Annotated in this window: 21 protein-coding genes and 4 pseudogenes; 12 read left to right on the top strand and 13 right to left on the bottom strand. The window is 69.0% G+C overall.

Annotated elements, in window-relative coordinates:
- Nucleotides 1-512: 512 nt before the first annotated feature.
- Both ABR737_RS22285 and ABR737_RS22280 read left to right on the top strand, forming a co-directional pair.
- The gene (locus ABR737_RS22285) at nt 513-1,076 is read left to right on the top strand and encodes a GNAT family N-acetyltransferase (RefSeq protein ID WP_350251865.1); all 564 of its coding nucleotides are present in this window, start codon (nt 513-515) and stop codon (nt 1,074-1,076) included.
- Nucleotides 1,061-1,228, top strand: a complete 168-nt coding sequence (locus ABR737_RS22280) for a hypothetical protein (protein WP_350257163.1) — start codon at nt 1,061-1,063, stop codon at nt 1,226-1,228. Before ABR737_RS22285 ends, ABR737_RS22280 begins: the two co-directional genes overlap by 16 nt.
- A 210-nt stretch (nt 1,229-1,438) precedes the next feature.
- On the opposite strand, the pseudogene ABR737_RS22275 reads toward ABR737_RS22280, so the two are convergent.
- Nucleotides 1,439-1,730: pseudogene (locus tag ABR737_RS22275) on the bottom strand (STAS domain-containing protein); the annotation flags it as partial.
- Between the two features lie 111 nt (nt 1,731-1,841).
- Between ABR737_RS22275 and ABR737_RS22270 the strand changes: the two are divergent.
- Nucleotides 1,842-2,028: pseudogene (locus ABR737_RS22270) on the top strand (IS630 family transposase); the annotation flags it as partial.
- Nucleotides 2,029-2,051: 23 nt separating this feature from the next.
- Here ABR737_RS22270 and ABR737_RS22265 read toward each other — a convergent pair.
- Nucleotides 2,052-3,206: a N(5)-(carboxyethyl)ornithine synthase gene (locus ABR737_RS22265; protein WP_350251864.1), complete on the bottom strand. Its 1,155-nt coding sequence runs from the start codon at nt 3,204-3,206 to the stop codon at nt 2,052-2,054.
- Nucleotides 3,207-3,292: 86 nt separating this feature from the next.
- On the opposite strand from ABR737_RS22265, the gene ABR737_RS43945 reads away from it, so the two are divergent.
- Nucleotides 3,293-3,409, top strand: a complete 117-nt coding sequence (locus tag ABR737_RS43945; RefSeq protein ID WP_502964542.1) for a zinc finger domain-containing protein — start codon at nt 3,293-3,295, stop codon at nt 3,407-3,409.
- 31 nt (nt 3,410-3,440) lie between these two features.
- On the opposite strand, the pseudogene ABR737_RS22260 reads toward ABR737_RS43945, so the two are convergent.
- From ABR737_RS22260 to ABR737_RS22250, 3 genes and pseudogenes are all read right to left on the bottom strand, one after another.
- Nucleotides 3,441-3,631: pseudogene (locus tag ABR737_RS22260) on the bottom strand (glycosyltransferase); the annotation flags it as partial.
- 130 nt (nt 3,632-3,761) lie between these two features.
- Nucleotides 3,762-4,199 carry a hypothetical protein gene (locus ABR737_RS22255; RefSeq protein ID WP_350251863.1) on the bottom strand — a complete coding sequence of 146 codons (438 nt, stop codon included), beginning with the start codon at nt 4,197-4,199 and terminating at the stop codon, nt 3,762-3,764.
- A gap of 197 nt (nt 4,200-4,396) precedes the next feature.
- Nucleotides 4,397-4,570, bottom strand: coding sequence for a hypothetical protein (locus ABR737_RS22250; RefSeq protein WP_350251862.1), 174 nt, complete (start codon nt 4,568-4,570; stop codon nt 4,397-4,399).
- A 150-nt stretch (nt 4,571-4,720) separates the two neighbouring features.
- On the opposite strand from ABR737_RS22250, the gene ABR737_RS22245 reads away from it, so the two are divergent.
- The 4 genes from ABR737_RS22245 (at nt 4,721) to ABR737_RS22230 (ending at nt 7,067) form a co-directional block, all read left to right on the top strand.
- Entirely contained in the window at nt 4,721-5,269 is a 549-nt protein-coding gene (locus ABR737_RS22245; protein WP_350251861.1) for a TetR/AcrR family transcriptional regulator, read from the top strand.
- Nucleotides 5,266-5,616 (top strand): DMT family transporter, encoded by a 351-nt coding sequence (locus tag ABR737_RS22240; RefSeq protein ID WP_350251860.1) that lies wholly within the window; start codon nt 5,266-5,268, stop codon nt 5,614-5,616. The genes ABR737_RS22245 and ABR737_RS22240 overlap by 4 nt, the downstream gene beginning before the upstream one ends.
- Nucleotides 5,613-5,939 carry a DMT family transporter gene (locus ABR737_RS22235; protein WP_350251859.1) on the top strand — a complete coding sequence of 109 codons (327 nt, stop codon included), beginning with the start codon at nt 5,613-5,615 and terminating at the stop codon, nt 5,937-5,939. The genes ABR737_RS22240 and ABR737_RS22235 overlap by 4 nt, the downstream gene beginning before the upstream one ends.
- Nucleotides 5,940-6,074: 135 nt before the next feature.
- Entirely contained in the window at nt 6,075-7,067 is a 993-nt protein-coding gene (locus tag ABR737_RS22230; protein ID WP_350251858.1) for a hypothetical protein, read from the top strand.
- 290 nt (nt 7,068-7,357) lie between these two features.
- Here the strand turns inward: ABR737_RS22230 and ABR737_RS22225 are convergent, their stop codons facing one another.
- The 5 genes from ABR737_RS22225 to ABR737_RS22205 form a co-directional block, all read right to left on the bottom strand.
- Entirely contained in the window at nt 7,358-8,170 is an 813-nt protein-coding gene (locus tag ABR737_RS22225; protein WP_350251857.1) for a DUF2705 family protein, read from the bottom strand.
- A gap of 80 nt (nt 8,171-8,250) precedes the next feature.
- Entirely contained in the window at nt 8,251-9,180 is a 930-nt protein-coding gene (locus ABR737_RS22220) for an ABC transporter ATP-binding protein (RefSeq protein WP_350251856.1), read from the bottom strand.
- Between the two features lie 254 nt (nt 9,181-9,434).
- Nucleotides 9,435-10,094: a response regulator gene (locus ABR737_RS22215; RefSeq protein WP_350251855.1), complete on the bottom strand. Its 660-nt coding sequence runs from the start codon at nt 10,092-10,094 to the stop codon at nt 9,435-9,437.
- Complete coding sequence (locus tag ABR737_RS22210) at nt 10,091-11,332, bottom strand: sensor histidine kinase (protein ID WP_350251854.1); 1,242 nt, start codon at nt 11,330-11,332, stop codon at nt 10,091-10,093. Before ABR737_RS22210 ends, ABR737_RS22215 begins: the two co-directional genes overlap by 4 nt.
- A gap of 150 nt (nt 11,333-11,482) precedes the next feature.
- On the bottom strand, nt 11,483-11,752 hold the full coding sequence (locus ABR737_RS22205) for a hypothetical protein (RefSeq protein ID WP_350251853.1): 270 nt from the start codon (nt 11,750-11,752) through the stop codon (nt 11,483-11,485).
- On the opposite strand from ABR737_RS22205, the pseudogene ABR737_RS43940 reads away from it, so the two are divergent.
- A pseudogene (locus tag ABR737_RS43940) lies at nt 11,713-12,036 on the top strand (transposase); the annotation flags it as partial. The gene ABR737_RS22205 and the pseudogene ABR737_RS43940 overlap by 40 nt on opposite strands.
- Nucleotides 12,037-12,808: 772 nt before the next feature.
- On the opposite strand, the gene ABR737_RS22195 reads toward ABR737_RS43940, so the two are convergent.
- A complete protein-coding gene (locus ABR737_RS22195; RefSeq protein ID WP_350251852.1) occupies nt 12,809-13,030 on the bottom strand; it encodes a hypothetical protein in 222 nt (73 codons plus the stop codon).
- Nucleotides 13,031-13,566: 536 nt separating this feature from the next.
- Between ABR737_RS22195 and repSA the strand changes: the two genes are divergently transcribed.
- A complete protein-coding gene (gene repSA, locus ABR737_RS22190) occupies nt 13,567-15,345 on the top strand; it encodes a replication initiator protein RepSA (protein ID WP_350251851.1) in 1,779 nt (592 codons plus the stop codon).
- Nucleotides 15,346-15,726: 381 nt separating this feature from the next.
- Here the strand turns inward: repSA and ABR737_RS22185 are convergent, their stop codons facing one another.
- On the bottom strand, nt 15,727-16,425 hold the full coding sequence (locus ABR737_RS22185; protein WP_350251850.1) for a DUF4328 domain-containing protein: 699 nt from the start codon (nt 16,423-16,425) through the stop codon (nt 15,727-15,729).
- A gap of 457 nt (nt 16,426-16,882) precedes the next feature.
- Here ABR737_RS22185 and ABR737_RS22180 point away from each other — a divergent pair, with 457 nt between their 5' ends.
- Nucleotides 16,883-18,037: a pyridoxal phosphate-dependent aminotransferase gene (locus tag ABR737_RS22180; RefSeq protein WP_350251849.1), complete on the top strand. Its 1,155-nt coding sequence runs from the start codon at nt 16,883-16,885 to the stop codon at nt 18,035-18,037.
- The gene (locus tag ABR737_RS22175; RefSeq protein WP_350251848.1) at nt 18,034-18,951 is read left to right on the top strand and encodes an AEC family transporter; all 918 of its coding nucleotides are present in this window, start codon (nt 18,034-18,036) and stop codon (nt 18,949-18,951) included. The genes ABR737_RS22180 and ABR737_RS22175 overlap by 4 nt, the downstream gene beginning before the upstream one ends.
- 21 nt (nt 18,952-18,972) lie before the next feature.
- Here ABR737_RS22175 and ABR737_RS22170 read toward each other — a convergent pair whose 3' ends face one another.
- Nucleotides 18,973-19,476 carry a CGNR zinc finger domain-containing protein gene (locus ABR737_RS22170; protein ID WP_350251847.1) on the bottom strand — a complete coding sequence of 168 codons (504 nt, stop codon included), beginning with the start codon at nt 19,474-19,476 and terminating at the stop codon, nt 18,973-18,975.
- Between the last annotated feature and the right edge of the window lie 108 nt (nt 19,477-19,584).

Here is a 19,584-nt window from a genome sequence, read left to right as displayed (position 1 = left end):
GGAAACGCCTCACTCACGTCCCGCAAACAAACCGCGCAAACGGGTGAGGCCGAGCCGCCCGGGGGCGCTTCGCGTAACTGCTGCTGAGCGTGGGCCGGTTGCGTGCGCAATGAGCTGTACTACTGGGCCGGCGGCATTCCATACCTCGGCACGGATCCACGGCTGGAGCGTACGGCTTCAGCGACTGCCACCTGACCGCCAACCGCAGATCCTCGGCCTGCTCGCCGGCCTCGTCGCCGCGGGACCGATGACGCATAACGCCGTGGCGTGCAGACGACCTCCGCGCTCGTACGTAAGGCAGCCTGTCCTGCTGCTGCTGCTGCTGCTGGTGGTGGTGGTGCCGCCGCTGGCCCGGAGCCTTGGCCAGGGAAGCGACCGGTCCTTGGAGGCAATGGGGAACGGGCCGGCACCAGGGTGCACCCGTCTCTGCAGCCTGCGACACCGTGGCAAATCCCCCGAGGTGCCGAGGAAAACCGTTGGGCTGCCCGACGTGCTTCCGGCACGATCGGCTCGTGGACACCTACCTGGAGACCGAGCGCCTGACCCTGCGCCGCTTCACTGCCGATGACGCGGACCTGCTGATCGAGCTGGACAGCGACCCGGCGGTGATGCGCTACCTGACCGGCGGCAAGCCGACCGCGCCTGAGGTCGTCCGCGAGCGCTACCTGCCGAGAATCCTCGCGGGCTACGAGAAGTGGGGCGGCGACCTCGGACTGTTCGCCGCGCACGAGAAGGACGCCGGCGCGTTCATCGGCTGGTTCATCCTGCGTCCCGAGCCGGAGGGCCCGCTGGACGAAGTCGAACTCGGCTACCGGCTGCGGCAGGCGGCTTGGGGCAGGGGCTATGCCACCGAGGGCTCGCGGGCCTTGCTGGGCAAGGCGTTCTCGGAGCTCGGTGTGCGCATGGTCTGGGCCGAGACGATGTCCGTGAACCGCGGTTCGCGCAACATCATGGAGAAGCTTGAAATGACGCTCGTGGAGACCATCCCCACTCCGCCCGACATGGAGACGGTCGAGGGCTCCGAGCATGGAGGCGTACGGTACGAGATCACCAAGGAGCAGTGGAAGCAGCAGTAGCCACGGCGGGAACGCCGTTCTGCATCCACGCTCACCGGAACCGGCAGGTGGTGCGGCAGGAGCTGCACGAGGGTGAACCCGAGGCCCGCCACGGACTGCCGGTTACCGTCAACGCCCCCTTACTGGGCGATCAGCGACCGGGCCGGCAGTAGTGGCCGCGGCGTGACACGGTGGCCCTGTCCTGGCAGCAGCTTCGCCGGACAACGAACAAGGCCCAGGTCTCCGACCTGGGCCTCAACTATGGAGCGACTGACGGGAATCGAACCCGCGCTCCGAGCTGACGAGCAGGGCGCGGGGGGGGAGCACGACGGCCGCCCAGGAAGCCTGTGCTTCCGGGCGGCCGCCGGGCAGGGGAAGACGGGTCAGTGGCTTCCGGTGAGTTCGCCGCTGAGGTTCCCGTGGATCTGGGCGCTTGCCTTGTTGAGGCCGGTGATCTCGACGGTCTTGCCGCGCTGGGCGTACTTGGTCTCGATCGCGTCCAGGGCTGCGACGGAGGAGGCTTCCCAGATGTGTGCGGCGCTCAGGTCGATGACGACCTTGTCGGGGTCGGTGGCGTAGTTGAACTGGGTGACCAGGTCGTTGGAGGAGGCGAAAGAAGAGTTCGCCGGTGACGCAGTAGACGACCTGGCTGCCGTCGGGGTCGGTGACGGCGGTGAATTGTTGAGCGCTGGTTCACGCCATTCGATGAGAGGTGCTTCATCCACCCGTACGCGGCTAGCGACCTGAGTCGGAGATTCGCCGGTAGTTCGGTTTGAGTCGTCCAGGTTGGTGGCCCACCCACGCTTCCACCTGCACTTCACACCGACGAGCGTGAGCCCTCGAACACGACATCCGCAACTGGCTCGCAGACTGGAACCACGCCCCCCGGCCCTGCACCTGGACCAAGACCGCCGACGAGATCCTCGGCAAAGTCGCTGCCTACTGCCGACGACTCCCCGACTCAGGTCCCTAGCATCCCGACCAGGCGGCGTCGGATCAGAGCAGCGCGTGCGGGAACTGTTCGGCGCGATTCTGGAAGGCCAGGACCGCGGGGTTCTGGACGATGCCGTCGCGGATCTCGATCGCCCGGTGGATCGTGCGGTCGCTGTCCCAGCCGGCCGGTCCTTCGAGGACCGGCCGCAGGAACGGGATCAGCGCCTCGCTGTTCTCCCAGGTGGCCGCGTCCCAAAGGTAGGAGGGACTGTGGTCCACGCCGTAGTGGTGGACGTGGTCGCCGACGGTGAACATCGGGGCGTTGAAGGTGGTCGGCCGGGCCCAGGCGAAGCCCATACCCTCGTCGCAGGAGACGTCGATGACGAGAGTGCCGGGCGCGAGCTTCGGCAGATCCTCCTTGATCAGGAACATCAGCGGCGCCGCGGTGTCCTGGAGCACGCAGTTGACGATGATGTCGTGCCCGGCGAGGAAATCCGCCAGCGGCTCCGGGCCGTCGTCAGTGAGCGCGATGCTGCGTCGCGGGTCGAGGGTGTCGTCGGCCACGTCGTGGTCGAAGTGGACGATCCGCGCCGAGTGGATCGGTGAGCTGACGGCGGTGACGCCGCGGGCGGTCAGCACGTCCACGTCGTGAACCCCCAGCGCGCTGAGCGCGGTGACCGCACCGCGGGCGGTGGCGCCGAAGCCGATCACCACCGCGCGCCGCCGGCGCCCGTAGTCACCCGTCGCACCGGTCAGCTGCATGGCATGCAGCACCGACGAGTATCCGGCCAGCTCGTTGTTCTTGTGGAAGACATGCAGGTTGAACGAACCCTTCCGGGTCCAGTGGTGCATCGCTTCAAAGGCGATCACGGTGAGCCTGCGGTCGATGGCGGCCTGCGTGACCTTGTCGTCCTGCACGCAGTGCGGCCACCCCCACAGCACCTGCCCGTCCCGCAGCTCCGCCAGATCCTCGTGCAGCGGTTTGGCCAGCAGGATGACGTCACACTCCGAGATCAACTCCTGGCGTGAGCGGAAACCGGCGACCAACGGTGCGAGTTGACTGTCCGGGACACCGAAGTGCTCCCCGTAACCGGTCTGCAGATAGATGCCGGTCCGGAGGTCGGCGTCGATGCGTGCGAAGTGTGCTGGGTGGATCGGCAGACGGTGCTCGTTCTCTTTGCGGGTCTGCGACATGATTCCGAGCTTGAGCTGCTGCAAAGTACCCCTTTGATTACGCCCTGTTTAACACACCCCGGGAGTGCGGGGACCCGGGCAGGCAGCGCCCCTCCGGGCCGGACGCCCTGATGGGCACCCAACCCCGGAGCCTTCAGCTGACGAGCGGGGGAACGCCGGTCCGGGTGGCCATCTGCGCCACCTTCGCCGCCACCCTCGCCGCCACCCGGCGCGGTCGCGGCCGGTGAGGGGCCTTGCATCCGTGCGAGGGCGACGGGGGTTGGTGAAGTCGGTGGCCAGTCCGGTGGTGGCGAGGGACTCGTTCAAGCCGGGCACAGGCTGGTAGAGGCGGGCAGGCCGCAGGCTTGGGCTTCGAGGGCGACCAGGCCCATGGCCTCCAGAGTGGTGGACGGCATGACGAGCACGTCGTGGTCGCCGAAGGCCCTCCACAGCTGTGGACGAAGGAGCCACTGCACCCAGGAGTGAAGCCGGGCTGGATCTGGCGCGATGCAGTGGTATCAGGTGGCGGACAGGCGCCGGGTTGTGAGCAGGAGCACCGTGGCGGGTGGCTACCGGGTGGCGCGCTCGTTTTTGGCTAGCTCAACGGCTTCTGTCGGCACGCCAACCGGGTGTGGCCAAGGCGGTGGCCAGGAGTGGCCTGCTGGTGATCCAGCCGGTGCGGCCCGCGGAGACGGCCTGCCGTAGGGCGGTGACCCTTGCCGGATCGGGGCCGGAGAGACGGGCCATGTGGGCGCGCACGAAGTGTTTGAAGAGCGGAGCCAGCTGATCGGCGTGGGTCCGGCTCTTCTCCTTGAGGGAGAAGAGCTGGAGGAACCAGGTCTCAAACGTTCGCTGGGTGGCGGCGGTGGCTCGGTAGGCCCGGTACACCGTTTGGAGGCCGGCGGTGCGGTCGTAGGGGAGGTGTCCGTGCAGGGCGTACTTCAGGCGGGTGCCACGGTGTTCACGAAAATGCTGTCCGTGGGCGGCGATGTGGTTGGCGGCGTTCTGGGCGATCGTCATGACGGCCGAGTCCGCCATGGCCGTCGACGGACTTCCATACCGCGCCTTGCGTGGCCGTCCTGTCCTTGACGAACTCCCAGTCGCTCATCCATCCACCCTTCCGTCGCGCCGGCCTCAGCTCGTTGAAGCATGAACGCCTGGGTGTTGCGGCGCCGACACGGGACTCGTTGTGTCGCCAGTCCGTGGCGTCGTCCTTGAACCGAGGAGCGGGGTGTTCAAGAGGCGGGCTCTGCATCCGGAGCGGAGAGGCCGCCAGGCTGGTGGTCGTCCATGGCGTCACCGATGAGGACACCGGTGCCGATCAGGCCGGTCGCGGTCAGCAAGAACCACAGCCAGCCGAGGGCGGCTCCCGGCGGGTCGCGGTCACGGGGACGTGCCTGCGCGCTCATCAACTTCCTGCCTTTGCTTGCCATGAAGGCCGGTTGGTCGTCGGCAGTGGCAATGCAGAGGCCGAGGCTTCCCTCGCGTGTCTTTCCGGGTCAGTCCCTGCGGGAGTAGTCGCCACTTGTACTTTACCTTCCGGAAGGTAAAGTAGGGCCATGACGGGAAACGCAAAACGCCAGATTCTGGACGGTGCGCTCGATCTGCTGCGCACGGAAGGGGGTGGCGCGATCACTCTGGCCACCGCGGCCAAGCAGGTAGGGCTGACCAAGCCGGGGCTGATGTACCACTTCCCGACGAAGGAAGCTCTGATGCTCGGCGTCGTCGACCATGTCGCGGCCCGATGGGAGGAGCTTTTGCTCGACCGCTTGGGACAGCCGCTGGAGACGGCCTCGCCGCACCAGCGGATCCGCGCCTACGTAGAGGTGGCACTGACCGCGCAGTTCGACCGCGCGGACTTCGCGATCTACTCCGACGCCCTGTACCGCGAAGCCCTCACCGCGGCCTGGGTGCGCCGCTTCGAGGGATGGCTCGACCTGCCCGACGACCTGCCGGCGGCGGCCCGCGGCAAGCTCACGGCCGCACGACTGCTGGCCGACGGCTATTGGATGGCCGCCGCAACCGACGTCTTCCCCGCCTTGGCACAGGACCGCGCCCAGGTGATGACGGTCGCCGAACAACTCCTGAAGGACGAGACCGCCTCATGAGGAAATGGCTGCTGCTCCTCGCAGCGATCCTGCTCGAAGCCACCGCCACCATCTCCCTGCGAGCGGCCCTCGACCACGCGGCCTGGTTCGCCGTCGTGGCGATCGGCTACACAGGTTCGTTCGCCGCCCTGACCCTTGCCCTGCGCCAAGGCATGGGCCTCGGCGTCGCCTACGGCATCTGGGGCGCCTCCGGCGTCGCCCTCACCGCCGTCCTGGCGACGCTCATCTTCGGCGACCCGCTCACCGCAACCACCGGCCTGGGGATCGCCCTGGTCATCGGCGGCGCCCTCTGCGTCGAACTCGGCTCTCAGGCCGCGCCCGCCCGTAAGGAAGGAATAGCCTCATGACCTTGATCTTCCTGGCCGGCGCGATCCTTTCCGAGGTCGCCGCCACCCTGTGCCTGCGCATGGCCGCGCAGGCCGACGACAAGCGGAAGTGGTTCATCGGCCTGGGCGCCGGATACCTGGCCGCCTTCGCCCTGCTCACCCTCGCCCTGGACGGCGGACTGGCCCTCGGCGTCGCCTACGGCATCTGGGCCGCCTCCGGCGTGGCCCTGACCGTGCTCGCCTCCCGCATCCTGTTCCACGAACCCCTCACCAAGGTCATGAGCCTCGGCATCGCCCTCATCGTCGCCGGTGTCCTGACCATCGAACTCGGTGCCGCCCACTGACGCGACCGCCGGAGAGCCCCGCACGAACGCTCTCCAGCACGACGCCAAGACCCCAGCCACCTACCGCCCCACGACCGCCGGACCGCCTCCCACGAGCCGCTCCGTGCGTCGCCCGGGAACCGCCGGAGGCACCGCATGACGACTCTGCTCGAACAGCGCTACCGCACCGCCCTGCGCCTGCTGCCCTCCTACTACCGCGCAGAGCGGGAGGAGGAGATGGTGGAGACCTACCTGCACGGCATCGACGAGCACGACCGGGACGAAATGCGCCCCGCCTGGGGCGAGGTGGCCGGCATCGCCGCCCTCGCCCTCCGCACCCGGATGGGCGCCGCCGGCGCCCCGGCCCGCTACGCCACGCTCGGCGCGACAGTGCGCCTCTTCGCCCTGCTGAGCGTGTTGCTGCACGCGGCCTCCGCACTGACCGAACGGGTCATCCTCCTCACCTGGCTCAAAGGCGCCCCCGGCCGGTGCCGGGAGCTGTTCCCGGGTGGCTCTTCCGGCCACGGCGCCACACCGGGGCTGTACCAGGCGGCGCTCTGGCTGCTCCCGCTGGCCTGGACGGTGGCCTACCTGGCCCTGCTACGCGACCACCGACGCACCGCCTTCACCTTCGCCGTCCTCGCGGCCCTCCCTGACCTTGCCTCAGTCATCCAACACCCCGTCGCCCTCTCGCTCACGACCGCTGCGTTCGCCTGGCTGACCGTCCTCGCCCTGTGCTGCGGCTTCCACCGCGACGCCCCGCGCGCCTGGCTCCCGTTGGCCTCCCCCGGACAGGCGCTCATGGGCACCTGCGTTCTCATGGGGGCGTTGAGCGTGGTGTGGCCCGGCGTTGCCGACGTGGGATGGGCCGCCGGATCGGCGTTCATCGCTGCGGCCACCATTTGTCTGGTCGCCCGCCGCCGGTCACCGAAGCACGTGGCAGACCCCGAACTGCCCCTCGCGCTGGCCACGCTCGGCCTCGCCATCCTCGTACAGCGGACCCTCATCCTTGCGTTCCAGGTCCAAGACCACACCCCCGGCTCTCTCCTCACCGCCTCCGCCGTGCAGGCGGGCATCATCGCCCTCCTGGCAGCAGCCCTCACTGCCACCGGCACCCGCAGCCTGACCGGACGGTTCAGGACTAGCTGAACCAGGCAGCCACGTTGCCCTCCCGCCGTCGCCGCAGCAGGCCAACGTGACCCTCAGAGCACCTTTCGCCAGTCATGGGTTTAACAACCGAACGGCCTTCGAGTTCTTCCGCGATGGCAGCCATGATGATTTCGTAGCGCGTTTTCCGGGTTGAATCCGCCCGCGCCTACAGCCAGCAGGGCGCTGGTGTCGTGGTCGGCGCGTTCGGCCTGGTGGTCAACTCCCGCTTTGGGAAAGCGAATTCGTACGGGGTGGGTCGGCCGCCGGCGCGCGGGTCTGAAGGGCGGGCGTCAGGCGTCGCGTGTTTGCAGGAGACAGGCCGCCCCCGCCATCGCGACGGCCGCCCACGTGCAGAGCACTGCGAACCCGGCCCAGGGCGGAAGGCCACCCAGCCGGCCCGGGTCGACCTGCATGATCGTCCACCCGGCGTTGGGCGGCAGGATTCCGGCGGGCAGGAATCGTTCCAGTTCACGGAGCGGTGAGCCGGCCACGACACCCGGTACGACGTAGACCAGCGTGAACATCGCGATGATGGCGCCGACGGTGCTGCGCAGGACGGCGCCGACCGCCAGCGAGAGCACGGACAGCACACACAGGTAGGGCCCCGCACCGAGGACCGCACGGATCACGCCGGGCGTCATGAGGGAACCGGAGACGGCCGGTGCGCACAGGTACACGAGGGCGAAGCACACGATGCTCAGGACGGTCCCGGTGACGAGGCCGAGCGCCGCCACCGTGACGGTCTTGGCCGCGAGCCACCGCGTACGCCAGGGCGCGGCGGTCAGGGATACGCGGATCGTCCCGGTGCTGTATTCGCTGCCGATGGCCGTCACGGCGAGGACGATCACGGCGAGTTGTCCGATCATGAGCCCGACACGGCTGAAATTCACGGTCACATCGATGGCCTGGGGACCCTGCGTGCGGGCTTTCACCGCAACCAGGACGGCTCCGCCGACGACCAGGAGCACGGTGGCCACCAGGCACCACACCGTCGTCCGGACGGTGCGCAGCTTGGCCCATTCGGACCGGAGGAGGTCGGTGAACCGTGGTGCGCGGGGTGCCGTGGCGCTCTGGTGCGCGGGGGCGGGAAGAGTGAGGGACATGCAGGTACCTGCCGGGATGTCGTTCGGGTGTGGTGGTCTGGAGCGGGCTCGCGCAATGGGCCGGGAGCGTCGCGGGTGGGTCAGGCAGGTCCGGCTGCCTCGCCGCGGTACTCGGTGCTGCCGGAGGTGAGCTCCATGAACGCGGTTTCCAGTGAGGCGTGCTGTACGGCCAGTTCGTGCAACAGCGCGCCGCATTGGGAGGCGATCGTGGCGATCCGCGCGGAGTCGAGGCCGGTGACGAGCAGTGCCCCCTCGGCGTCCGCGGTGATCTGCGCGCCGGCGTTGCGCAGCTGACCGGCAAGCTGAATGGCCTGTGGGGAACGGACCTTGACCGCACCGCGCGAGCCGGCCTTGATGACCTCGCGCACGCCGGCTTCGGTGATCAGCCTGCCGCGCCCGATCACGACAAGGTGGTCCGCTGTCAGCTCCATCTCACTCAGCAGATGGCTGGAGACGAACACCGTGCGGCCCTCGGCGGCAAGTTCCTTCATCAGGTCGCGGACCCAGCGGACGCCCTCCGGGTCGAGGCCGTTGAGGGGCTCGTCAAGGAGGAGCACCTGCGGATCACCGAGCAGCGCGGCGGCGATGCCCAGCCGCTGGGTCATCCCCAGAGAGAAGCTGCCGACCTGCTTGTTCGCCACCTCCGCGAGGCCGACGAGATCCAGCACCTCCGCCACCCTCGCGCGTCCGATGCCGTTGCTGTACGCCAGACTCAGGAGATGGCCGTACGCAGTGCGGCCAGGATGTACGGCCTTGGCGTCGAGTACGGCACCGACCTCGCGCAGCGGGTGACACAGCTGGTTAAAGGGGCGGCCGCCGACCAGCGCCTTGCCCGAATCGGGGCGGTCCAGGCCCAGGAACATCCGCATCGTCGTGGACTTGCCGGACCCGTTCGGCCCCAGGAATCCGGTGACCCGGCCGGGGCGGACCGTGAACGACAGATCGTGTACGGCCGCCTTCTCCCCGTAGTGCTTGGTCAGCCCCTGGGCCTCCAATGTGCCTGCCCTCATAGGCGTGCTCCTTCCGCGCGGCTCCGACGGTGTTCCACTTGCTCGATCACCGTAGAAATCCGGGCACCACGCGCGGGACGCCCACACGGTCAGACCTTCCGTGACCATCGTCCCGGGTTGCCGCCCGCAGAGTCCGACGATCGATGGACGACTCCGTACGCCGGAGGTATGAGTGCCAGGCAGATCTTGCGGTCAGCCGCTGCCCGCTCTCGCCGCCGGTGCCGCGACCCGTCGCAAGAACGCGCCCGGCAGTGCTATGCCGCGTCGAGGAGGCCCGCGTCGTGGGCCAGGATCGCCGCCTGTACGCGATTGGCGCACTGCAGCTTGGCGAGCAATCGGCTCACGTGGGTCTTCACGGTCGACTCGCTCATGTGCAGGGCCGTTCCGATCTCGCCGTTGGAGCACCCCTCGGCGACCAGGATCAGCACCTCGCGTTCCCGTTCGGTCAGCGTCACGACCCGGCTGCGGGCCTCCGCGGCCCTGGAGTTGTCACGGGCGGAGAAATTGGAGATCAGCCGACGGGTCACCGACGGGGCGAGCATGGCCTCGCCGGCGTGGACGGTCCGGACGGCATGGGCGAGGTCCCGGGGCGGGGAGTTCTTGAGGAGGAAGCCCATCGCTCCGGCCTGCAGGGCCGCATGCACATACTCATCCAGGTCGAAGGTGGTGAGCACGACCACCTTCGGGGGGTCGGGCAGCCGTGTGAGCTCCACGGTGGCGGCCAGCCCGTCCATGACGGGCATACGGATGTCCATGAGCACCAGGTCAGGGCGGTGCGCGCGAGCCAGCTCCACTGCCTCCGCGCCGTTGCCCGCCTCGGCCACCACGGTGATGTCGGGAGCGGCCTGAAGGATCATGCTCAGGCCGGACCGGACCAAGGCTTCGTCGTCGGCGAGGAGGACGCGGATACTCATGGAGCCTCTTCTTTCATGGGTAGCTCTGCCGCAACCCGGAATCCGCCCTCCGGCCGCGGACCGGCTTCGAAGACGCCGCCCTGAAGGGTGATGCGCTCACGGAGCCCGACCAGGCCGTTTCCCCCGCTGGGCAGCCCGACGGTCACAGGTCCTGCGGGCATCTCATTGTCCACGGCGACACGGAGGGCATCGGGCCCGTACCGCAGTTCGATCCGGGTTGCGGCGTTGCCCGCATGCTTGTGCACATTGGTCAGGGCCTCTTGGACCAGCCGGTACACCGTGTGTCCGGTGGCCTGGGCCAGCGGTCGGCGGGGGCCGGAGCAGACCAGCTCGATCCGCATGCCCGCGGAGCGCGACTGCTCGACCAGCGTGGTCAGATCGTCCACGGTCGGCTGCGGTGCACGCGGGGCGGCCTCCTCGTCTTCGTCCAGCCGCAGCACACCGAGCACCTCGCGCAGCTCGTCGAGAGCCTGTCTGCCGATGTCACCGATGAGCCGACCTGCTTCGGCCGCACGTTCCCCGTCCGCCGCGCCGACTTCCAGGGCTCCGGAATGGATGACCATGAGGCTGACCCGGTGGGCGACCACATCGTGCATCTCCCGGGCGATCCGCGTCCGTTCCTCCGTGCGCGCTTGCCGACGGAGCAGGATCTGTTCGCGTTCCAGGCGCTCGGCGCGTTCCCGCAGGTTCTCCACCACCGCCCGTCGCGCCCCGGCGTACAGGCCGAGCAGCACCGGCCCGGCCACGAAGAAGATCAGGGCGTAGGACGGAAGCAGCCCGGTGCGGGCGGGGAGGAAGAAGATGGCGGCCAGGGTGAGCACCGCAGCCGCGGTCAGCATGGCCAGGTGGCGGCGGCGACCGTAGGCGGCCAAGGCGTACAGGAAGAAAGGGAGGGGCGAAACCTGGAGCAGGACGGGCGTGGCCAGGACCGCCGCCGCGCACAGCGACGCCGGCCGACGCCGGCGTCCGATCAGCGCCAGCCCCATAAGGACCGCCACCGCGTAGAAGGCCGGTTCCGGCACTCCGAAGGGATGATCCCTGGGTACGGTGAACAGCACAACGGCCGCCGTATAGCCGAGGGCGACCAGGACATCGAACAGCATGCTCCGGCGGCTCTCCCACCAGAACGGCAGCCACGGCAACTGCCACCACCGGCCGACCGGACCATGCCCGTGCGACACCGACGTCGACGGGCCGGGATCACCGGGCTCTGCCGATGCGGGGGGATGTTGCCCCATGGTGATGCGATCCTCCAGTGGCGCGTCCGGCTCACATGGACCGAGCGGACCCAACCACTCGGTCCAGGTTGTGGGGGCCTTCACCGTCGATTCCCGGGCGCGGAGCACGGATCCCATGCCCGTCGCCCACTCGCCAGTTTAGGCCGTGTCTCACACGATGGGCTTGAGGCGGCGTGTGCGGCACAGCGCGGCGGCGAGGCCGAGGAAGGCGAAGTCACTGGGCGTGGTGCGGTCATCGCCGGCAGCCGCCAGCCGAATGCTTCGGCTGGCGGGGCGTCGCGGCGTCTTCTGCAGATTGGGGTGCTCGGAGCGGCGGGTGCGGGTCAGCCAGAGCACCAGGACGGCGCTGGCCAGGGCCAGGGCGCCGGCCGCGGGCGAGAGTGCGGTGGCCGGTGGCGAAGGCTGCGGTAAGTAGCCCACGCATCTGCACCGCGGGACACAAGTCCCGCGGCACGGCGCTCGGCCCCAGCTCGCCTGATCTCCGGTGCGACGGCGCTGTAGCCAACCGGCCCGTCTACGTGGCACTGGCGGTCACGGCCGAGGGCCGGCGGGAGATCCTCGGGCTGTGGGAGAACGCCTGGGAGGAGTTCACCCCGTTCCTCCGCTTCGACCACGAGATCCGCCGCATCGTCTGCACCACCAACGCCATCGAGTCGGTCAACGCCCGCATCTGCCGGGCGGTCAAGGCCCGCGGCCACTTCCCCAACGCAGGTCGCTGACCTGGGCCTCAACTATGGAGCGGGTGACGGGAATCGAACCCGCGCTCTGAGCTTGGGAATCACGGGTGATCTAGGACCGATCCGACTGCTGACCTGCAACGACAGCCGCGATTGAGGAGCGGGCGAACGCGTTGCTGAACCCGTTGTTCACCGCTGTTCCCCGGTGGATCGGGCATGTACCGGGCACGCGCTGCGACCGGTCACGTAGTCCCTACTGACCACTGCCTTGTAAGTTCACCCCGCCACCTGCCGGGGCCCCTGCGCCATAACGCGCCGGCACCGCCGCGAGTCGCTCGGGTCTCCTGCCGTTCGCCGCCGTTGATGTCAGCCGTAGATGTCGCCGATCCGGTCTGCGACCTTCCGATCCGTAGCCCTGCGGGGACTCTGCAGGGGCCGGCCATGGAAGGCCACACAAGAGTCCACCCTGCCGGTAGCTCCTTGCTGGCCATCCAGAGGCTGAAGCGAAACGGTCCGTGGTCGGCTGCCAAGGCCACGGTCACTGTTCGGAGCTAGCTTGCCCTGCGCTGAGCTGATTCGATGCGTGAGAGAGATGCTGGGCACCGTCGAGCAGGAAGGTCTCGTTCTCCCCGAGGTCCGGAGCCTGGAAGGGGTTCGTCGCCGGAGGTGGCGATACCCCAGTGGCATAGCGGGGCGCCCCTTCCGGGGCGGAGAACAGCGAGGTCAGGTCGATGAGAGGTCTCCCATTGGTTAGAGGGCCATGAAGGTGCCTGGCGTGCCGTGACCGGGCACAGCAGTTCTACAGCTTGCTCATCTTGGCGTACGGGCTCAAGATCCGCTCCTGAGCCGAACCGAAATCCACGAGTGCCGCGATTCCATCCTCGATACTGATCACCCGGCCGAGGCCGTACATGTCGTGTGTGACCTGGTCGCCCACGGCAAACCGCTTGGGGGCCGGTGCGACCGGGGCCTTGAAGGGGCTGGTAGACAGATAGCGCTTCGGTGCAGCTGACTTTGTCATTGCCACCAGTATGGGCCTGCGTGTACTGCTCGGTGCGGCTGTCCGTGTCAGATGTTCGTCACAGGGGCGGACGGCGAGAAGTGCGGGCTGGGGATTCCTGCCGCCGGCTTCGACACGAGGTACGAAAACTGTCGTGAGGTAACCCCTCACCGTGGGTTCACATCCCACAGCCTCCGCAACTCAGCACAAAGGGCCCCTGACCAGGGAGATCGGTCAGGGGCCTTCGCCTTGCCCGCGCACCGCGACCGTCCGGCGTTCCCCGTGATTCCCCGATGGATCGGGCGCGGGAGGGGCACGTAGAACACGTAAAACCGTGCTGCTCACGGACGGCCCAGAGACAGCCCTGGCACAGGCTCACGACGGCGACGAACTGAGCGGAGCGCCCATGACGGGCTGAGCCACATCGCGGCAGCAGATGCTCCCCCTCAGCCACCTCTCCGCGTCCGGTCCGCTCACGCTCCTGCATCTGTGACGGTGTCGGTACGGCGGCTCGCCCTCGGCACTGCCTTCCTGACCTGCCGGCAGGAGGTCCTGGTATGACCGACCCCGCCACCCTGGCGGGCCTGGACCCGACCACCCTGGGCGATCTGCTCCGGGTGGCCGGGGACCCCGGCTTCGACCGCTGGCAAGACCAGATCCGCCGCACCGGCGGCTGCTCCGACCCGATCCACCTCACCGGCTCCACCAAGACCCTCGACCCGGCCACCGGCACCGTCCTGCACACCTACACCACCGACAAAGAGCCCGGCGGACGGCTCCGCCTCGCCTGCGGCAACCGCCGCGCCTCCCGCTGCCCCTCCTGCGCCTGGACCTACGCGGGCGACACGTACCACCTCATCCGCGCGGGCCTGACCGGCGACCCGGCCAAGAACACCCCGGAAACCGTCCGCGACCACCCCCGCGTCTTCGCCACCCTCACCGCCCCCTCCTTCGGCCCCGTCCACAACCGCCCCACCTCCGGGCGCTGCCGCTGCGGCACCCACCACCCCGACGGCGCCCCCGAACTCGGCACCGCCCTCAACCCCGACACCTACGACTACGCAGGCGCCGTCCTGTGGAACAACCACGCCGGTCACCTCTGGCGCTACGTCACGATCTACCTGCCGCGGGAGCTGGCCAAGCGGGCGGGCATCAGCCAACGTGCCCTGAAGGAACGGCTCCGCGTCTCCTACGGCAAGGTCGCCGAGTACCAAAAGCGCGGCGCCATCCACTTCCATGCCGTCATCCGCTTCGACGGACCCGACGGCCCCGACACCGAACCCCCGGCCTGGGCCACCCTCGACCTGCTCACCGACGCCCTCCGCGCCGCCGCCGCCCGTGCGGAAGTCGCCCTGCCTCCCACCGGTGACCAGCCCGCTCGCGTCCTGTGCTGGGGCACCCAGCTCGATGTCCAGCCCATCGGCGCCTTCGGCAACGGCGAAGACCTCACAGAGCAGGCTGTCGCCTCCTACGTCGCCAAGTACGCCACCAAGGCCGCCGAAGCCACGGGCACCGTCGACCGCCGCATCGGCGAACTCGCCGAACTCGACAAGCTCCCCGACCTGCCCGACCACACCCGACGCCTCATCCGCGCCTGCTGGGACCTCGACGAGCTATACCTCGACCGGCGGCTCTGGCAGTGGGCGCACATGCTCGGCTTCCGCGGCCACTTCTCCACCAAGTCCCGCCGCTACTCCACCACCCTTGGCGCACTGCGCCAGGTCCGCGCCGACTACCGCGCCGCCCAACAACGCACCGCCCTGATGGTCTACCTCGGTGCCTACGGTCCGCTTCGGCCGGAGGAGCAGGCAGAGCTGCGTCGCAGGGACGTGAACACCGACACGATGGTGCTCCGGGTTCGGCAGGCCGCGCCTGAGCTGACTACCGGCCGGCGTGCCCTCGGGGACACGAAGTCGGATGCAGGCAGGCGGCGCCTGGCCCTGCCCGCTTTCCTGCACACGGACCTGCAGCGACACCTTGACTGGTACGCGGAAGAAGGCGACGAGGGGCTGCTGTTCGTGGGGGAGAAGGGTGCGCCGTTTCGCCGTTCCTCCTTTGGGCGCAAGTGGCGGAGGGCAAGGGCGGCTGTCGGGTTGCCGGAGGACTTCCGCTTCTACGATCTCCGTCACACCGGCCACACGCTGACCACGCGATCGGGTGCGACGCTGAAGGACACGATGGTGCGGGCGGGGCAGTCCTCCGAGAAGGCCGCGCTGTTCTACCAGCACTCGAACCTGGACCGGCAGAAGGAGGTCGCCAGTGGCCTGGACGCCATGGTGCGGGCTGCGCGGCAGAAGCCGGAGGCTGGACCGGATCAGGATCGATCGGGCACGTAGCGGGCACGAAGCGCTCAGCACGGTCTAGACAACACAGAGGCCCAGTCGGGGAGTTAGTTCCCTGAGCTGGGCCTTCGTCTTTGGAGCGGGTGACGGGAATCGAACCCGCGCTCTGAGCTTGGGAATCAACGGGACCAGTGAGCTCGATTCGGCCCGTGACCAGGGGAAACGCCGCTCTACCTGACTGTTCGGTGGTGCACTGACGTACTGTTCTCGACCGTTGTTGACCGTGCTGGAGGGCACGGTTGGGGCACGAGCCTGGTCAGTGCAGCCTCAGCGCTGCTCTTGGGCCTGGCTGGGCGCGATGGCGACGCGTCTCCTATGAGGTGGGAGAAGTGGCATTGCCATCGCAAGGTATCTGCCCCTGAAGGCTGACCGCGTTCACGTCCCCGGCTCGACGTGCACTGCTGGTTCGGCGCCGCGCCGCGGGTGCTGGTGTATGTGGTTCTGCTGTACCGCGGTGAGGGCGCGGACGACGAGGATGGCGGCCACGGCCGCGCCGATGACGGCCGCGTCGGTCACCAGCAGCAGGGGCGTGTCCGTGTAGGCGCGGGCGATGACGGTGTTCGTGGTGCCGGCGTACAGGCCCGCCCCGCCCAGGAAACCGACCAGCCACAGGCCCCACCACCAGTTCACGGCGTGCGGCAAGCGCTTATCGGGCGCGCTGGCGCGGTGGATGTCCGCGATGATCCCGCGGGGGATCCACAGGCTGGCGATGGGGACGATCCAGCCGGCGTGGACCCATGGCCCGGCGTAGCGCGGGCGCTGTCCCGAGAGTGTGCCCGCGTTGTCCCGCACGCGCCAAAGCCAGAGCAGGAAGGCGACCGCGCACAGCACTATGGCCGCGTCTCCCAGGTTGATGACGAGGTGGTGGTAGTCGTTCTCCAGCGCGGTCAGCGGGCGGTGCCGGCCGCCGCCCTGGTCCAGCGGTCCGGATGGCGGCTGTCCGGCCACGGTGAGCCGGATCTGCCACACGGCCCGGGCCGCCCAGGCCGCGCCGGCGAGGACGAGGGTGGCGACGGCGCAGCCGGCCGCTCCCCGGACCGGGCGCAGGGCGGGCGGTGCTATGTGATCGTTCACGCGATCGTCCTTTACTGCGGGTCTCTTACGGGAGGTCGCGCCGGCCGTACATGGCATCGACGACCTCGCCTCACCGCCGACGGGCTTCGGGCGTCGAGGGGCGAGGAGTCCAGGGTGTCTGCGGGCTTGAGGAGCGGCTGACCTCGGCCGTGGCGCACCGTCGCGCCGGGGCCCGAACGGGCCCTCCGGCTACGGTACGGAACCGCTTCTGCCACAGGGTGACCTGCGTGGTCAGTATTCCGTCGGGCCGCCGCAGTGGCGTCGGGGAGTCCGGCCTGCTGAGTCCTCTCGCAGGATCCCTGTAATGGTTGTCATGCCTTGGGGTATTACATCAGCCTGTCGGTATGCGCTCTTCGACGCCCAGTGCCCCGGGCACTGACTCTTCCCACACCCACCAGCGAGACAGAACGGCCCCCGGTTCCACGGAGGTTCCGTTCGCCTTGGGGAGGGCTGACCGGTGACCGGCTGCCCGGTGACTCCCTCCGGCTCACCCATCCTGGAGATGGCCCGCCGCGCGGCCGAGTATCGCGCGGAAGGCCGTCGGATCATCGACCTCACGCTCGGCGAGCCCGACTTCGCCCCGCCTGCGCACGCGGTTCGTGCCGCCCAGGAAGCCGCTGCCCGCCCGTTGGGCTACGCCCCCGCCAACGGGATACCGGAACTGCGCCGTGCCGCACGGCGCGCAGTGGAACGGGACCGCGCCCTGAGTTACACGGATGCCGAGGTGGCCGTGGGATGCGGTGCCAAGCAGGTCATCTTCAACGCGTTCTTCGCCACCCTGGGCCCGGGCGACGAGGTGATCATCCCGGCGCCCTACTGGGCAAGTTACCCGGACCTGGTGCGCCTGTGCGGCGCCGTGCCCGTGATCGTTCCCTGCTCGGCCGACTCGGGGTTCAGACTCGCTCCCGACGCCCTGGAAGCGGCCCTGACCGCGCGCACGCGCTGGGTCGTGCTCAACGCTCCCGGAAACCCCTCGGGCGCCACCTACAGCCATGACACCCTGACCGGTCTCGCCGAGGTCCTGCGACGGCACCCCTCGGCGATGATCCTCTCGGACGAGATCTACGCCCACATCGGCTACGCCGAGGGCGAGTACTTCAGCGTCGCGCAGGTCGCGCCTGACCTGCGCGAGCGGATCCTGCTCGTGGACGGCGTCTCCAAGGCGTACGCGATGACCGGCTGGCGGGTCGGCTGGGGGTTCGGGCCGGCCGAACTTGTCCGTCGTATCACCGCCGTACAGACACAGAACTGCACGCAGACGGCGACCGTGAGCCAGATCGCCGCGGCCGCCGCCCTGGAGGGGCCTCAGGGGATTCTGGCGGAACGATGTGGAACATACCGTCGACGGCGCGATGCGGCGCTGGCGATTCTGCGGCAGAGCCGGCACCTGGACACGGTCGAACCAGACGGTGCGTTCTACCTCTTGCCGCGCCTTGCGAGCGGCGACGACCTCGCAGCAGCGGACACCCTCCTCGAAGCGGGATGCGCGACCGTCCCGGGCAGCGCCTTCGGCGCGCCAGGCCACCTGCGGCTCTCCTTCGCCACCGACCTCGCCACCCTGGAAGAGGGCTGCCGCATCATCGTCGCCACGCTGGACGGGATTCCGGCGTGATCGCACTGACCGTCAAGGCGCTGATTCCGGTCGTCCTGCTGATCGCGCTGGGCTACGCCCTCAAGCGATCGATGATCACCGCCGAGCGTTTCTGGTCCGAAGCCGAGCGCCTGAGCTATCACGTGCTGCTCCCGGCTCTGTTCCTGCACAGCCTGGCGACGGCCGACACCGACGATCTGCCGGTAGCGGCCCTGGCAGGCACTCTGGTCGCCTCCACGGTGATCGTCGCCGTGCTGGTCATCGCCTTCAGGCCCATGATGCGACTGAAGGACGACGGCTTCACCTCCGTCTTCCAGGGCAGCGTCAGGTTCAACAACTACATCGGCGTGACGATCGCTGCCGGCCTGTACGGCACCCAGGGCGTCGCCACCGCCGCGGTCTGCAACGCGGTGATCGTGCCCACGGTCAACGTCTTGTGCGTGCTGGTCTTCGCGCGGTTCGGGAGCGCACGCCTGCGCCTTGCGGGCATCGTCAAACAGCTCGTGACCAACCCGCTCATCCTCGCCTGTGTGGGAGGCATCCTCCTTCAGGCACTCGATCTGCGCCTGCCGCCGGGCATCGAGCCGGCGCTTCAGGCACTCGGAGCCGCCTCGATGCCGCTGGGGCTGCTGTGCATCGGCGCCGCGCTGCGCTTCGGTGCGGCACGCTCGTGGGCGGCACCGATCCTCACGTCGTCGTCCGTCAAGTTCGCCCTCATGCCCGCCGTGACCTTCCTGGCGGCTCAGATGGCCGGCCTGGGCTCCCACGCGCTGATCATCGCCGTGCTCTTCCAGGCTCTGCCCACGGCATCGTCCTCGTACATCATGGCGAGACAACTCGGCGGCGACGCGCCGCTGATGGCGGGCATCACCGCGACGCAGACACTTCTGGGCATCGCCGCCGTCCCGTTCGTCCTGGCACTGGTCTCGGCATAGCACCTGCGCCAGGGCGGAACGCTAGCGCCGCGTCATGCGGTGGCGGCGGACCGCATCGGTGTTGGCGCAGCGCGCGCAGCAGTAGGCGCGGCGACCGTTGCGGCTGGTGTCGACGAAGGCAGTCCGGCAGGGGTCCAGCGCGCAGACGCCCAGCCGTTCCCCCTCGGCCTCCATGGTGAAGATGGCCAGAGCTCCCGCGGTCACGGCTTTCACGCGGCTCTGGACGTCCTGGGCGTCCGGTGCGAAGTGCAGATGCGGCCGCAAGTCGTCGTGCGTGGTCAGGTACACGCTTCCCGCGCCGTCCGCAAGCAGAGCGTTGATCCTCTCGCACCGTTCGCCCTGCGAGGCAGCCTCGAAAACGGGCCGCAAAAGCCGCGACCACGCCCTGATCTCCTCACCGGCCGAGCCGGTGACACGCGAACGCCGGATCGCATGCTCCTGCAACGCCCGTTCCAGAGCCTCAGCCCCCCAGGAACCACTCGACTCAAGATTCACCAGCGACACAGCAAGGCGGACCCCGACCATGTTGTCATGCTCAAACTTCACTCAACCATTGCACCACAGGTCGGGCCCGGAGCGGTGGTCCGGCCGTCCAGGGCACCAGGCGGCCCGACCGAGGCCGTCCCACCCACT

The organism is Streptomyces sp. Edi2 (assembly GCF_040253635.1).
In the GTDB taxonomy this organism is placed as follows: Bacteria; Actinomycetota; Actinomycetes; order Streptomycetales; family Streptomycetaceae; genus Streptomyces.
Note: the sequence above shows the minus strand (reverse complement) of the source record. Positions and strands in the feature narration are given on the sequence as shown.